The following is a 15,266-nucleotide window of genomic DNA, read 5'->3' as shown; positions in this document are numbered from 1 at the left end:
TTTTATTATTAATGAGTTGTATAATTTTTTTCTTGACCGCAAACTTCAAATTGTAAGAACTCGCTGGCAAAACTTGCCTGCACAGCAACGCGCCAAAGCTCACGATCCAATGTTTCTTGATAGGCCTGTTCTAAATGTTTGGCACATTCCATTAGCAAGTGAATGAGCTCATGTTTTGAAAATTGTTTTAAAGTTGGGATAATCATCACAAGACTCCTAGTATTTGTCGCATTTTTCCAAGATGCTCTGAGGCAACATGTTTGTTTTGTGTTTTAGACAACATCACAGGTTCCGAAATCTCAGGTACTTCAAGGCCTTGCTTGATTAAATGACACACTTGTTCATAAGCCTTTTTAAATATAGAAAAAGTATTAGCGTCATCTTTTTCATTTAAAAACTTCAAGCCCATTCTTTTAGCCGTAAATCGAACAGCAGGATGACTCCAGTTTTGGCTTGTGACATAAGCGCGTGCCTTTATTTCCCGGTAAGCATCTGAAGCAGATGGCAATCTTAAGTTTTCATAAAAGCCAAGGCATAAAGCGCGAAATTGCAACGCATTTGGTGGGAATTCACAAAATTGTTTGCCATGACTCAAACTCATCAATCGCTCCAATCCACTTTCTAGTGCTCTAGGGGTTAAATCATTCAGCACCTTAAACCACGTGCCGTTATCTTCTATTCCATGCTTACTAGCAAAGAGCTGCCCATAAATTGCTGTTAGCTTCATCCACAGCATTGATAAGTCTTCCTTCAATAGAATTGTTTTCCTGGCATCTGTTGTTTGGTATATCCCATAGTGAATCGCATGAGATTCCGTGATGTTCGCTGACTTGGTCAAGTGCCGTTCGTTGAGTAGGTTTTTGATAGGTACGACGCTCATTGCGATTACTCCTTAATTGTCCTTGTGCTTTTTGTTTTTGTTGTGCTTGATATTCTGCATGACGCTCTAACCAGCGAAAATATACTGGGTTATAATCAGCCCATTGTGTTTTGTTTGTTTTGTTATGCTTGATAAATGCTGCAATTTGAGAAGGTTCAATGACATTGGCATAGCCTTTTGCCAAGGCTATTTCGATTGTTTCCGCGTCAGGGTAAAAGTCATCGGCAATGGCTTTTTTTCCTGAAAAAATCATGTCAGTGTAAGTTTGTTTGTTATTATTTATATAAATAATATTATTCTTTACAGCATTGGGTGGTGTGTTGCGCTCTATGTTAACTTCTGTGTTAGCTTGAAGGCTTGAAACATTGTTTTGTTCAGTATTTTCAAGGGTCTTTGATAAGGTGGCATCTATGTTAACTTCTCTGTTTTCAAAAATTTTATTAAAAATTTTAGGAAATTCAGGAAATAAAAATTGCAGCTTTTGCCCTTCGGAAATTACTTTAAAATATTCACCGCATTCGCGCTCAATTGATTTGATGTGGTTGCGTATGGCTTGTTTTGTTGGTGTGCCACTATTTTTTCTACCCGGTGCTTGATTGATTGTAAGAATTCGGGCCAGTTCGTTGTATGAAATATCGCCAACGATCCCTGTTACTGGGTCAGCTAAAGTAATTAGTGATTTAATCAACGATGAGGAGCCATCAGGAAGGCCTATAAATAACGACTCCATCGCTGCTCGTTCTTTGTGATAAGTAAGGACTGCTTGTAGTCCATTTTTAATTGTAATTTCATTACACATCTTTTAAATATCCATTACTTGTTAAGCCTGAATCCTCAAACAAGAGTACCATTAATGGTAAAAATTTCAATATATTCTTTACCATAAAAGTTAAAATTAATTTAATTTAACAACCATTAAGTTATAACAACTTGAATTTATTGTTTTTTTCATAATGCTTTCTTGGTAAAATTTTACGAGGATTTATTAACCATTTTGGTATATGATAGAATGAACATACACCTAACCGAATTATTGGAATATGAGCAATACTGCAGTAGACAACGTTTCATCCCCTGAATCCCGAGGAAAAAGAATTAGATTCATTCGTGAGCATCTGTTGTCCCTTGCACGAGAAGAATTCTGCCGTGATTCCAATATTACTGCTCAATCTCTGAAAGGATGGGAATTAGCCTGGGGAGGAGGTTTATCGCAACCAGGTGCTGTAAAGATAGTTAATAGAGCGAAAGAATTAAACATTTATTGTACTGAATCGTGGTTAATGCATGGCATTGGTAGAGCTGCAACACCAATCACAAAAGACTTAGATATACAAGATGGCGATGAAAGCCACATTGCCAAGGAATTGTTATTATTCAGAGAACTAAAGAACAGCATCGACACCGTTATAAAGGATGATGGCATGATTCCATTCTTATATCCTGGAAATTATGTTGGCGGAATAATAGTCAATAATATTGAGAATGCGATTGGCAAAGAGTGTATTATTATTGCGGATAACGATGAGATATTTGTCAGAATATTAAAACACGGAAAAGAGCCTGCAAGGTATGATCTGGTTTGTTTAAATGAACATACCACATTAGTGAAAAAGGAAATAAAAAACACCGCCATTAAATTTGCGGCTCCAATTGTTTGGATCCGCAGAATTTTTCGAGAACATAATTACTAATGAAAGCATACAATAAAGATATTTTATCCCATCCTGAATTTTATATAACCAGATTTACCCATAATCCTGATCAGCCATATGTTTTTTTTATTCATGGTGGACCAGGTCTTAACAGTGGCACGCTAGAGTATCTTATTGAACATCATCATTTATTTAGCTCTTTACAATACAACATTATCTTGTATGATCAGCGCAACTGCGGAAGGTCGAATAAACTGACTAAACATGTGCTGCATCAAGACAACATAGACGATTTGCACAAAATCATTCTTCATATCAAAGATCAATGCCACATTAATATTTGTGCTTTAATTGGTCATAGTTATGGTGCAAAATTACTTTTTGATTACTATAAAAAGGTTGCATCCCCTATTCCAGGCATTTTTATTTCTACTGCTAAATCAATACTAACTCCTCGTTTGAATAATTTAATGCTTGACTTATCCTATTTGAAGAAAAGCAATGTGAATCTGTATAATAAAGTGTTTCATGAGATTGATACTATTGATATTAATAATCTCTGGGAAATTTCAGAACAACTGACTCCAATTTTCCAAGAAAATAAAGATAGACCTTATTTATACTGGGCTAACTTAGAGTATTATCACTTGGTTCAAGATATTCAAAAACATATTAATTTACCATTGGATACAAATACATTTATTAGTGTAAGACAAGATCTTTACTCAAATGAATCAAATTTCTCTGTTAATATTGATGAGCTTAAAATTCCTAAATTATGGATAAATGGTTTTCATGATTTTGTCATGAATGGACATGGAGCAGCACTGTCGAAAGATCATGAACTTATAACGTTTTATAAATCTTCTCACTACCCACATTTAGAAGAGAACGATCGTTTTAGTGAGCTTCTAAATGAATTCATTAAGTAGTCCCAAATCCATTATTTTGCTCTTCTCCATATTAATGTGCCCTGTTGCAAATACCCAAACTCAAATCAAAATCTGTTTAACTGGTAGAGTTGTAGAAAACCTAAAATCATATGGCCAATCGTTTCTAAATGCAGCATCTTTAGCCAAAGATCAAAGTATTTTAACCGATAAAGTAGAAATTAAGAGTTATTTTTATAATAACCGACCTTTAGAACCAATACATATCTACAATCAAATGGTGACTGATGGCTGTTCAGCTATTATTGGATTCGAGTATCTTTCCGATTTGCTGCTAGCGATAAAAGAACAGAAAAATGATACTATACCTATATTTACCTCCTACGCTAGCACCACCAATAAAGATCAATTACCTAAAAATATTTTTATTTTTATGCCAAGCTATGATTATCAAGCGGAAAAAATGCTGAGCTATTTGCATAACCGTTATAAAAATATAGACAATGTCTTACTCATTACGGAAATAAATCGTGATGAAATGCTAAAGTATAAAGAAGTGTATTCCCACGCCCTAAAAAGAGAACACATAAAATATACAACTTTTGATTTCCTCGAAAATGACAGTAATATCGAGGGAAAAATAAATAAATTTTTAAATAAAAGAAAATACCAATATGTTTTTTTATTGTCCGGTACAATAGCATCAGCAAAAATTGCTAATGTTATGAATGATCACCACACTGTATTTATTGGCACAGAGAATTTTGGCTCATCAGTAAGCCAAACTTTTTTTATACGCTTAAATGATAAGGCTATTCGTTCTCACTTCATTCGTAATCTAGACTTCATACATCCTAATGATATTTTATCTAAATTTAAGAATACTTACACTCAAAAATACCATGAGAAACCTACCGTTTTAGCAGCATATACATATGATTCAATGAGTATTATTTTAAAATCATTGGAAAAGACAGGAATCCTTAACACAAATAGCATATTCAGTATTGATTATACTGGCGTCACCGGAGCTTATTTAAAAAATCATCAATTCTATCGATCATCTAATTACGTTATTTTGTCAGTTAATAACGATGGATATGCCTATGAATAATAAAAGCGCATCAATCAAAACAATTTTTATCAAAAAAATGGCATACTCCGCTTTAATCCAGTTTATTATTTTTGGAATTATACTCCTGCTCGCAAGAGATTATTTACATAATCAAATGAGTACATTTTCCAAAAATCTAATTATCAATGACTCCTTTACAACTGACGAAATTGGCAGGTACCATTTGCTTAATAATAAAGATGCCCTTGATTTAGTATTATATAATTTAGGAAATGAACGTAAACTGGACTCAATAAAATTCATCGCTTTTCCTAACTCCATTGAAGATTATTTAGATGATTGCGGGAAAAATAATACGGATAATTTCTTTATATGCAAAGCAAAAAATGGGCAAATTTCTGGCATCACAGCAATTAAAAAAGGTGGGGAGATATTGGGCTATGTGGTCACCAAAAAACAATACAATTCCATTTATACCTTACCTGCATCCTATGGTCTATTATTAATTTTATTAGTTGTTGTTGGAATATTTCTTTTCAATTTTTTATTCCTATTCCTTTCCATGAGAAATAAGATATCAAGCAATACTAACTATTTGCTTGATTTTATTTCTTCTCATCAAACGAATAATGCTGTCAATTTTACAAAGGTTGAAATTGAAGAGTACAGACAAATTGCTAACAAATTTATTGAGGAACACCGTGAAATAATAAGTTTACAGAAAGAAAAGGCCTATTACGAAGTAAAAAAGAATATTGCTGAGCAAGTTGCGCACGATATTCGGTCACCATTGGCGGCAATAAACACTGCCGTATCGGATGTCACATCAATTCCTGAAAATAAACGCATTATGATTAGAAATGCAGCAAAAAGAATCAATGATATTGCTAATAACCTACTTTCGGATTCAAAAAATAATTTTTTTGACCCTCAGGATAGCAATGTAAATAATAGTGATTATCCTGAATTAATATTTGTGGTTTTAGATAACATTGTTGCAGAAAAACGATATGAATATTATCAAACCAATATTAATATCAAGTTACAGGGATCAAACTACTCCTATTATTGTTTTTCTACTATTAATCTTGGTTCCTTCAAGCGTGTTCTCTCTAACCTCATCAACAACAGCATTGAAGCAGTCAATTCTAATGGTTCTATCATCATCTCTTTATCATGTGATGCTGCTCATGTTGAAATAACTATTGAAGACAATGGTTGTGGCATTCCTCCTGATATTTTGCCCAAGGTTACAGAGCAAGGATTCAGCTTCAATAAGAAAAATGGTGCTGGTTTTGGTTTAGCTTATACAAAACAATACTTGGAGCAAATTAATGCTAAAATGCTCATACATTCAGAGGAAAAAATTGGTACAAAAATTACCATTAGTTTAGTTCGTGCTAATAACCCAGACTGGTTCTGCGACTCAATGAATATTAAGCATAACTCTGTAATTGTAGTGTTAGATGATGATCCATCTATCCATGATGCATGGAATGAACGATTTGCAACTATTTCTCACGTTAAATTAATGCATGCTTATAATGTATCGGAATTTTTTCAACAAGAAATTTCCCCATTGACATCAGTATTATATTTAGTTGATTACGAGCTTCTTGGCGATGTTAAAACCGGCTTAGACGTTATAGAAGAGCTTCAATTAAATGAGAAAGCTATTCTAGTCACCAGTTGCTTTGAAGACGTAACTGTAAGAAAGCAATGCGAACGTATCGGTGTTAAAATCATACCAAAGTCCTATGTTCCATATATTAAAATTATTCAGATGCCAAAGCCTGAACATGCATGCAACCTGGTTTTCATTGATGATGATGAAATGATGCGTATGACCTGGGTCTTCGCAGCTGAGGATACGGGAAAAAGTATTGCAACGTACTCTTCATTTGATGAATTCATTAATGAGATAGATAAGTACAATAAAAAAACTGTCATTTATATCGATTCTGACCTGGGAAACAATATCAGAGGTGAACTCTGCGCAAAACACCTCTTTGATAAAGGATTTATCGAAATTCATCTTGCCACTGGACACTCCAAAGATCGGTTTAGTCATATGCCCTGGCTTAAAACAGTCGTTGGAAAAGAACCTCCCTTTCTATTAACTTATGAGAACGTAACATGAACACCACTGAGAAAAATAAGTTAAAACATGATTTTCTGAATTCAATTGTTATCATCAATAGTATGACAAAATCAGCCTCAAGTTTCCTTAATAAACTTTCAACGAGCGTAGATGGAAACGATATTAATCAGAAACAGATGGAAAAATTTTTATATTCCATGAATGCAATACGCGAGCAAACAGCAAAGATTGAAAATTATTTTCAATATCTTCTAAATGAATAGCACCAATGCTTTCAGGTTAAATAACCATACCATTACTATCTATCCGAGAGCATAGGCCAATTAATCATTTAATTCCAAACGCATATAATGGAGCCTATCGCTAATAATTTTGCTCTTAAGAAATTTTTCGTAAAATTCGAGAGCTTCAATGTTCTCTGCAAGCACAACAAATTCAATACGACCACACCGTTCTTGCCTAGCTATTTCTTTAATTTTATCAAGCAATAATGCTGCGCCCCTCATGCGACGAAATGGCTTTTTGACGAAAAGATCATTAATGTAAATATTTGCCAAAGAATTCGCGGTGAAATTACGATAATCAATGGAGTAGTTAGTAAATCCTGCTGGTTGCCCATCCATCAATAAGATTAAGAAAGTCGCCAACGGTTTCTCACCAAAAACGGCGTTTTTAAAGTCTTCTTTCGAATATTTGAAGCGGTGAAGCACTCCTTGCTCATCTAAATCTTCACGCAAAGTATCATAAATAAAATCTAAATCTTCGATGGTGGCAAATCGCACTTTTTTTTGCATGAAAACCTCTAGTGTAAAAAATAATATTATATCAAAGTACCAAGTATAACCAAGATCAATAACAAAATTTGTGCTAACATAACTAACACTATCAATTTTGAGCCATAAATTAATGCCTATGTATCTTAAAAGGATTAATTATCTCACTTGTTTTTTTGTGCTTTCCCTTACCCTTTGGACCTGTTTATTATTTTCACACATATTGCAGTGGGTCAGCTCTGATAAAATCAGTAATTTTTCGAGCCAAGTAGAATTTGTAATTCACTTTTTTACTTTACTTGGGATATTTCCTCTATATGCCAGGGTAGATTCTGAGGATCGCAAAATCCTAAAATGGTTTTTATTGGCCAATGCATGCTTATTTTTAAATGATTTATCTTTTTATTTCGCGGTGTATTTTCCAAATAACTACATTTTATCTACTTCTTTTTTTACTTTTTCTTTGGGCTACATTCCTTATCTTATTTGGATTTCATCACTCATGATTTTCTTATCCAAGGTATTAGTTCGAGATATTTTCAGTCTATTTGATTTTTTTAAAGCCTTGCCTTTTTTTATTATCATTAACCTTCTCATCACCTTTTTATTTTTTTCCTCTATTCATTACGCATTTAATTATTTATCGTGGGCAAGTATTTTACATATCATAAGCTTTATGAGTGAGTTTATTATTTTTGACTTCGCACTCTTATGCTTGATCTATTCAGAAAATAATGGTCTCTCACTTTTCTTATTGGGCTTTGTTACGCTAATCTCAGGGGATTTTTTCGTTAACTATTCCTTTCTATCGCAAACGAACACGTTGCTGCATTATGGTGAATTATTATGGTTTTTAGGTTTAATTTTTATTTTATTTGGTATTTTTGTTATCCATAAAAATAAAATCTATTCCATTAAGGAGTGGTTTAGTCGAACCAATACCATCAAAAATAGATTGGCATTTTGGTCTTTTGGAACTTCTATTTTAAGCTTTTTACTATTCTTCATCATTGCTTATCTTTTTTCTGCGATTAATACACAATTATTCTTAGCCTTACCACTTTTTGTGATGATGTATTCTGTCATTGTAGTGATTTTATCTATTTATATGGGGAAACGCTTTGAGTCGCCATTTAAAAAACTCACTGCTAATGTTGAAGCCTTGATGTTAAAAAATGGCAAAAGCAAAATTGATGATAATTTTTCGACTCAGGAATTTATTTTCTTACAAAACTTCATTGTCAATGCCTTTGAGGTCAAAGAGCAAAAGGAGCAAGCCCAACAAGCTTTACTTGATTTAACCGCCCAGGTAGCCCACGATATACGTTCACCATTAGCGGCAATAAACACAGTGTTATCTGATGTCACATCAATTGCTGAAAACAAACGTATTATAATTAGAAATGCAGCGAAAAGAATCAATGATATTGCTAATAATCTACTGTTACAGTCAAAAAATAATTTTTATGATTCACCCGAAAGCAACGTAGGTAAAAATGATTCTCCAGAATTAATATTTGTAGTTTTAGATAATATTGTTGCAGAAAAACGTTACGAATATCATAGAGCTAATGTCAATATCACCCTCAATGTGGCAGACTGCTCATATAATTGTTTTTCTACTATTAATATTGGCTCATTCAAACGTGTACTCTCTAATCTTATTAACAACAGCATTGAAGCAGTTAATTCTAATGGTTCAGTCATTATCTCTTTATCATGTGATACTACTCATATAGAGCTAATTATTGAAGACAATGGATGTGGTATTCCTCCTGATATTTTGCCCAAGGTTACAGAACAAGGATTCAGCTTTAATAAAAAAAATGGTGCTGGTTATGGTCTATCTTATACAAAGCACTATTTAGAACAAATTAACGGTACCATGCGCATTCATTCTGAAGAAAAAATTGGTACAAAAATTACCATTAATTTAGTTCGATCTAACAATCCTGGCTGGTTCTGCGACTCAATGAATATTAAACACGATTCTGTGATTGTAGTGTTAGATGATGATCCCTCCATCCATGATGCATGGAATGAGCGATTTGCAGCTGTTTCTCACGTTAAGTTAATTCACCTTTATAATGCATCTGAACTAATACGGTATAAAATTGATCAATTAATGCCAATATTATATTTAGTTGATTATGAGCTTCTTGCAGATATTAAAAATGGTTTAGATGTTATAGAAGAGCTTCAATTAAATGACAAGGCTATTTTGGTCACCAGCTGTTTCGAAGAGATTGCCATACGTACTCGGTGCCAAAGTATGGGTGTTAAAATCATACCAAAGTCCTATGTTCCATATATTAAAATTATTCAGATGCCAAAACCTGAACATACATGCAACCTGGTTTTCATTGATGATGATGAAATGATGCGTATGACCTGGGCCTTCGCAGCTGAGGATGCAGGAAAAAATATTGCAACGTACTCTTCATTTGATGAATTTATTAATGAGATAGATAAGTACAATAAAAAAACTGTCATTTATATCGACTCTGACCTGGGAAACAATATCAGAGGTGAACTCTGCGCAAAACACCTCTTTGATAAAGGATTTATCGAAATTCATCTTGCCACTGGACACTCTAAAGATCGGTTTAGTCATATACCCTGGCTTAAAACAGTCGTAGGAAAAGAGCCGCCTTTTCTATTAACACATGAAAACATAACTTAAAGACTACTGAGAAAGATAAATTAAAACATGATTTTCTATCCCATGAGTACAATTCGGGAGCAAGTGGCAATTTTCAACCTCTTCTAAATGAATAGTTACCCCCTTCCATTTGCATCAACTGTGTATTCAGAATAAGAAACTACCCGATTCCAGTCTATAGAATCGGTAATATTACCCTGGATAATGCTGTAGTAATAATTATCATCTAATTTTTTCGACTCAAACAAATATTTAACCCATTCCTCTACAGGCTTTTTATATTCTTTCTCAGACAACAGGAACAATATTTTTTCTTTTTTAGCAACTGAATCCATAATCTGTTCTGGTAAATCATACCCTTTCAGTAAGTCCAATTGATCTGATAAATCTTTAACGTGTCTGACCATAAACCAAGTAGGGTTGGCGTCTTTATCAAGAAATAGAATACTCCCTGAATGATCAACCAGATAATATTCAACAGCTTGTGCTTGTCTTACAACATCAGCAAATAATTGCTGATATAGTTTATTGTTAAACAGTGCCTTAATGGATGCACTATGCCCACTAATGATATTCCATGATAACTCTCTAAAATACCACTGGGTTAATTCATGCACCGCTTTTGTAATTTCAGAATATAATTCTTCACTTGTTTTAAGTATAAACTTATCAATCAGTCCGCTATTAAATGCTTTAATTGCTGTATCCTTATCTGCTTCAGCAGTAAGCATAATTTTAAAAATTTTTCTTTCTTGAATTTTTTTGCAAAAATCTATTCCGTTAACATCTGGCATTTCATAGTCAACAACTAATACAGACACATTGTTAAACCGTTTTTTATCATAAATTTGGTTTAATATATTGCCTACATCAACTCCAATAACACGATCAGAGGTAGTGTCGACATTAACATTATTCTCAAATGTAAAAATCGTAGGGGTAATATCTTGACAATAATTGTCAATCTCCTGCAATGTTGTATCTGGACATGTAAGTGTGAGCATATTAATCCGAGTACCAAACTCTAGATCTAACGCATCTAAAAAATCACGGCTATCATCTAAAAAAATAACTTTTATTGGATGGTAAAAACATGCTGGTATTACATCAGTAATTGTCATACAGTAATTCCTCTACGTTACAGCTTTGGTGTCAACCCATGGCTGATCTTTATATTTTATATCCACAACAGTAATAAGCCGCTTTAAAATCCATAATGGAAAAAAAAGCAAATCTGATAATAGGTACTATGCTGCATAATAAATCATTCTTCTAATTTTTTCCTCATCAATTTTATAATCCATATCTTTATCATAAACTGACTAATGCTATTTTATAGTGCCCTTAGATTCCGAACTTTTTTAGGGATATTGATTATTAGATTTTGGTTTTTTGATTTAATTACTAATGAGCATATTGTATCAAGGCCATCTTATTATGACTTTATTCATTAGAAGTAGTTCCTGCAAACGTCTCGCCCTAGGATTTATTTCTAGTTCCCGTAAATGTCGCAACCTATCTATTTAATTAACTAAATCAATGTAATCCTCCATTGAAATAATAGTCCCAATATTATTTTTCCTATTATCTTTAATAAAATTGAAATAAGCGCTTTTTGTGGCAGGATGTTCTAACCCATTTTTTTTGTACCAGTTTCTTAAAATACTACTTTGCAGCTTCATGAACTCTTCGAATTCGTATATTAATCTATTACGCTCACTTTCAGTGAGGTTATCTAGGTATGCATTAATTTTTTTGTTAACATATTGTCTGTATCGCTCAGTTTGACTTTCTTCTTTTTCTTTTTTCGCCTTTTCTTCAGCTTCTTGTGTTTTTCGACGTTGATTAATAATAACTTTACTGGATTTACTAGGTTTGTAGTCTTTTTTAAGAGCTTCGTTTAAATACCCAGCTAATCCCCTAATTTTCCCTGAAATAAAATTTTCTGACTGAGTGATAATTTCTACTTTTTCACGAATATAGTCTGGTTCATATTTTGAATAAACTTCTTCTAGCATTGATTGTGATAAATCAAATGTATCAAGAAGTATGCGTTTTAATTCTTCTTCCACAGATATTTCTTTTAACTTAATCGGGGACTCTGAGCTATTCTTTTCTAACTTAAATCGTATTCTTGTTACTTTTTGATTGACGCGATCAATCTCAGGGGAAATTCTAATAGACGAAATACTGTTAACCTCTTCTATTCCTATATCTAATACTCTTTTCTTAAAGTCTTTAAAAGCCAGATATTTTCCATCAAATACCCCCATAAGTTTTCTGAAAACTTCTAAAGGAAACCAAGGGGTTTGTGCAAGTCCTTTATAACGGATACAGTTTTCATATAATGCGAGGCCATAACCTGATTTAAACTGTGATATTAATCCAATATTAATTTGGCCATATATTTCTGGTTGATATAAAAGATCTCTCATGACTTGACTGTATTCATAGGTGCAAAGCCCATCAGATAATTCAGCTGAAGCTAAAATTGAGCTGGCTTTCCATTTTTTTTCCTTTCCAGTAGAACAATCAATCACATTCCACTCTATAGCAATTGAAATTAATCCAAATAATGCTTCTTTGAGCTTTGCGGTGTCTTTGCTGTTATATCCAATAAGCTTATATAAATCTTTACCTTTGATTTTAAATTGTTGCTTATATGGAAGCTCTGGATATGCATTAAATAATAATGCATTAAATAATTTTCTTTGTACCAATGTAAGATTATTTGTGCAATGAATGGCATTTACATGTTTTTTAAGCTCTAAGCTCTTATTATTATTCAGCGCCAAACTACCCATATAGTTCTCCGTACTATACCGTAAATAATCCGGATATCCGGATTATTATTTAATCCGGATATCCGGATTTGATTAATATATCTTCTAAATATTTAGAAAATTGCTGACATACCTCATCAAAATTAAATAGCCCTATTATTTCTTTATTAAGTACTAAAGTTGGCAATCCACGACGATCAGATTTAAGTGTGAATAGTTTCTTACCATTAGTCGTTGAATAATATTTTGCTCCAGATTCACTGATAGCTGATTGATTATTAGATTCGGATATTTTTGTTTCCATACGTTTTTCTAATTTACTTTGAGAGGAAATACTTTTTCCGAGTTGATGAGCAAAATTTAAAATCTTTTGGTGATTGTTTTCTGACTTATTGAGTAATTGAACTATCTTTACGGCTAATTGCTTGGATAAAGAATGAATATCAGGAATTTTTTTAATTATATCATGTGGTATTTTTGAATATGCCATCAAGTCATTTAGAGTAGAATATGACAATCGTAATTTTTCTGCCAATTCTCGTTCCGTTTTAAAAACGCTCTCATCTAAAAGTCTTTTATAAAGCAGGGCATTAGAATAATTACTAACGTCATTTCTTAACTTATTTTCAGCATCTTGTGAGGCAATAGCATCTTGTATATTAGAAATATCTTTACGAATTGCAAGAAAAGGTATTCCAAGCTTTAAGCATGCTATGTGTCGTCTACGACCGAAGATTACCTCATACTTAATTTTTCCATGTGGGGCAGGGTGATTTCTAATAAGCGCTGGTTGCAACTGTTTGTGTGCTTTAATAGAATCAATTAAACCATCAATATCGCCTAATTCACCCTCTTGTCGATTAGCATACTTCCATGGTTCACACTCTTCAGGATTAACATAAATTAATTCCTGTTCAGAAAACTCAATTCCAGATTGTGTTTTAAAATAAGACGCCGATGTTTTCTGATTATTTTGTTGTGGGATTAGTTCTTCTGATGGCTCAATTTTTTTTATTTGACCGCTCTTCATTAGCATACCTAATGGACCTGAGTTATGAATATTTCGTTTACTATTATCCATGATTATCTCCGACCATTAGGAATGTTTTAGATTGCTTTTCCCATATATCTTTAAAATTATTGATGATTTCGAGATTAACATCATCTAAATGTTGTAAGGCTCTACGATAAGCTTCACGACTACCTCTTGGTTTTGATACGTCATAAATTGTCCCAATTTCATTGGCTGCTTTTGCAACTTCTACAGTTTCACACATATGATTTGTAAGAATGTATCTCCCAAATTGTTCACGCATCATGTTTTCCATTTGTAACGCTTCATTGCTGCCACTATGTTTGGAAATTAAAATACGCAAATATTCCAGTTTTTTAGAGGATAATTCTTTAAACATATTCCTTAATGTAGCGGTATACATAATAAAACTAGAGTAGTCATTCATGCTGGGGGGAATAGGTATAATAATTCCATCACAGGCAATAATGGCATTAAGAGTTAGTAACCCAAGGTTCGGGCCACAATCAATTAGGATCACATCATAGTCATTTTTAATTATTTTTAATGCTTCAGTTAATCGAATAAAAGGAGAGCCTAGCCGTTCGTGATTGTTCTCCTTTTCATTAGGCAGGATCAAATCACAATCTTGTATAGCTAAATTTGCTGGAATGATGTCGAAACCATCAAAGTGTGTTTTTAATATAACATTCTTGATGTTATTTGGGTTTGATATTAATACATTGGTTATAGTGTCTTCATATTGCAACTCAAGATCAGGGATCAATCCTGAGCTAATTAAAGTAGCAGTTCCTTGAGCATCAAAATCTAATAAAAGAACTTTTAATCCTTCAATAGCGATTTTTTTACCTAAATCAACAGTTGTTTCTGTTTTTCCAACCCCACCTTTTAAATTAGATACAGCTATTGTTAAACCTTTAGAACCCTTCGGTCTTTTATATCGTGTTCCAGCTTTGTCTCGTAACGAATTAATAGCAGCTAGAGTATATTTTTTAGTTTTTCTTCCATTCTCTGAATCTTCAATTACAATGCCTGGTATATCATCAGATGATTCCAAAAGCTTTCTAAAAGTTGGATCAGATACTTTTACCATTTTAGCTGCTTCGATTGAGCCCCACGTTCTTGGTTTTTTTCTTTTTTCAGGATTAATCACAAAATTTCTCAGTGCTAATAGCATTTCGTTACCAGCCTGGTAAAATTTATTCATTAATTGTTCTGGATTATCAGTGCCGTATGTAATGATTTGTGGATCGATCATGATTTCCTTTTTATCAAAATTGATAATTTTCATATTTTTTATAATTTATCTCTGATTTCATGTAAATGCAATGTTTTTATGAAATTTCTATTTACTCAAGAAACACAACGTGTTTTAATTTTTTAAGAGATTTTAATAGATGTTGTTTAGAATCTCGAA

The 15,266-nt window shown here is 32.9% G+C and carries 13 protein-coding genes; 5 read left to right on the top strand and 8 right to left on the bottom strand.

The features are described 5' to 3' along the window. Positions 1–8: 8 nt before the first annotated feature. Genes LDG_RS14545 through LDG_RS14535 form a run of 3 tightly spaced genes read right to left on the bottom strand, consistent with a single transcriptional unit; the run spans position 9 to position 1,679 of the window. The gene (locus LDG_RS14545; protein WP_006872184.1) at positions 9–206 is read right to left on the bottom strand and encodes a hypothetical protein; all 198 of its coding nucleotides are present in this window, start codon (positions 204–206) and stop codon (positions 9–11) included. Beyond that, the gene (locus LDG_RS14540) at positions 206–736 is read right to left on the bottom strand and encodes a hypothetical protein (RefSeq protein WP_006872183.1); all 531 of its coding nucleotides are present in this window, start codon (positions 734–736) and stop codon (positions 206–208) included. Before LDG_RS14540 ends, LDG_RS14545 begins: the two co-directional genes overlap by 1 nt. After that, positions 690–1,679, bottom strand: coding sequence for a hypothetical protein (locus LDG_RS14535; protein WP_006872182.1), 990 nt, complete (start codon positions 1,677–1,679; stop codon positions 690–692). Before LDG_RS14535 ends, LDG_RS14540 begins: the two co-directional genes overlap by 47 nt. Positions 1,680–1,920: 241 nt before the next feature. Here LDG_RS14535 and LDG_RS14530 point away from each other — a divergent pair, with 241 nt between their 5' ends. Genes LDG_RS14530 through LDG_RS14515 form a run of 4 tightly spaced genes read left to right on the top strand, consistent with a single transcriptional unit; the run spans position 1,921 to position 6,637 of the window. Then, positions 1,921–2,571, top strand: coding sequence for a helix-turn-helix domain-containing protein (locus tag LDG_RS14530; protein WP_006872180.1), 651 nt, complete (start codon positions 1,921–1,923; stop codon positions 2,569–2,571). Further along, a complete protein-coding gene (locus tag LDG_RS14525) occupies positions 2,571–3,464 on the top strand; it encodes an alpha/beta fold hydrolase (protein ID WP_006872179.1) in 894 nt (297 codons plus the stop codon). Before LDG_RS14530 ends, LDG_RS14525 begins: the two co-directional genes overlap by 1 nt. Continuing rightward, on the top strand, positions 3,448–4,536 hold the full coding sequence (locus tag LDG_RS14520; RefSeq protein WP_006872178.1) for an ABC transporter substrate-binding protein: 1,089 nt from the start codon (positions 3,448–3,450) through the stop codon (positions 4,534–4,536). The genes LDG_RS14525 and LDG_RS14520 overlap by 17 nt, the downstream gene beginning before the upstream one ends. Then, the gene (locus LDG_RS14515) at positions 4,529–6,637 is read left to right on the top strand and encodes a sensor histidine kinase (RefSeq protein ID WP_006872177.1); all 2,109 of its coding nucleotides are present in this window, start codon (positions 4,529–4,531) and stop codon (positions 6,635–6,637) included. The genes LDG_RS14520 and LDG_RS14515 overlap by 8 nt, the downstream gene beginning before the upstream one ends. A 284-nt stretch (positions 6,638–6,921) precedes the next feature. On the opposite strand, the gene LDG_RS14505 is transcribed toward LDG_RS14515, so the two are convergent. Further along, positions 6,922–7,392: a GNAT family N-acetyltransferase gene (locus LDG_RS14505; protein WP_006872175.1), complete on the bottom strand. Its 471-nt coding sequence runs from the start codon at positions 7,390–7,392 to the stop codon at positions 6,922–6,924. 802 nt (positions 7,393–8,194) lie between these two features. Between LDG_RS14505 and LDG_RS14500 the strand changes: the two genes are divergently transcribed. After that, positions 8,195–10,054, top strand: coding sequence for a sensor histidine kinase (locus tag LDG_RS14500; protein WP_233491564.1), 1,860 nt, complete (start codon positions 8,195–8,197; stop codon positions 10,052–10,054). A 95-nt stretch (positions 10,055–10,149) separates the two neighbouring features. On the opposite strand, the gene LDG_RS14495 is transcribed toward LDG_RS14500, so the two are convergent. From LDG_RS14495 to LDG_RS14480, 4 genes are all read right to left on the bottom strand, one after another. Next, a complete protein-coding gene (locus LDG_RS14495; RefSeq protein WP_006872173.1) occupies positions 10,150–11,154 on the bottom strand; it encodes a response regulator in 1,005 nt (334 codons plus the stop codon). Positions 11,155–11,556: 402 nt separating this feature from the next. Then, entirely contained in the window at positions 11,557–12,837 is a 1,281-nt protein-coding gene (locus tag LDG_RS14490; protein ID WP_006872172.1) for a replication initiation protein, read from the bottom strand. 49 nt (positions 12,838–12,886) lie between these two features. Beyond that, a complete protein-coding gene (locus LDG_RS14485; protein WP_040536088.1) occupies positions 12,887–13,897 on the bottom strand; it encodes a ParB/RepB/Spo0J family partition protein in 1,011 nt (336 codons plus the stop codon). Beyond that, positions 13,890–15,107: an AAA family ATPase gene (locus LDG_RS14480; RefSeq protein WP_006872170.1), complete on the bottom strand. Its 1,218-nt coding sequence runs from the start codon at positions 15,105–15,107 to the stop codon at positions 13,890–13,892. Before LDG_RS14480 ends, LDG_RS14485 begins: the two co-directional genes overlap by 8 nt. Positions 15,108–15,266: the final 159 nt, after the last annotated feature.

Origin of the sequence: Legionella drancourtii LLAP12 (assembly GCF_000162755.2) — a bacterium.
Classification (GTDB): Bacteria; Pseudomonadota; Gammaproteobacteria; order Legionellales; family Legionellaceae; genus Legionella; species Legionella drancourtii.
The sequence above is the reverse complement of the archived record's forward strand: the minus strand, read 5'-3'. Positions and strand labels throughout refer to the sequence as shown.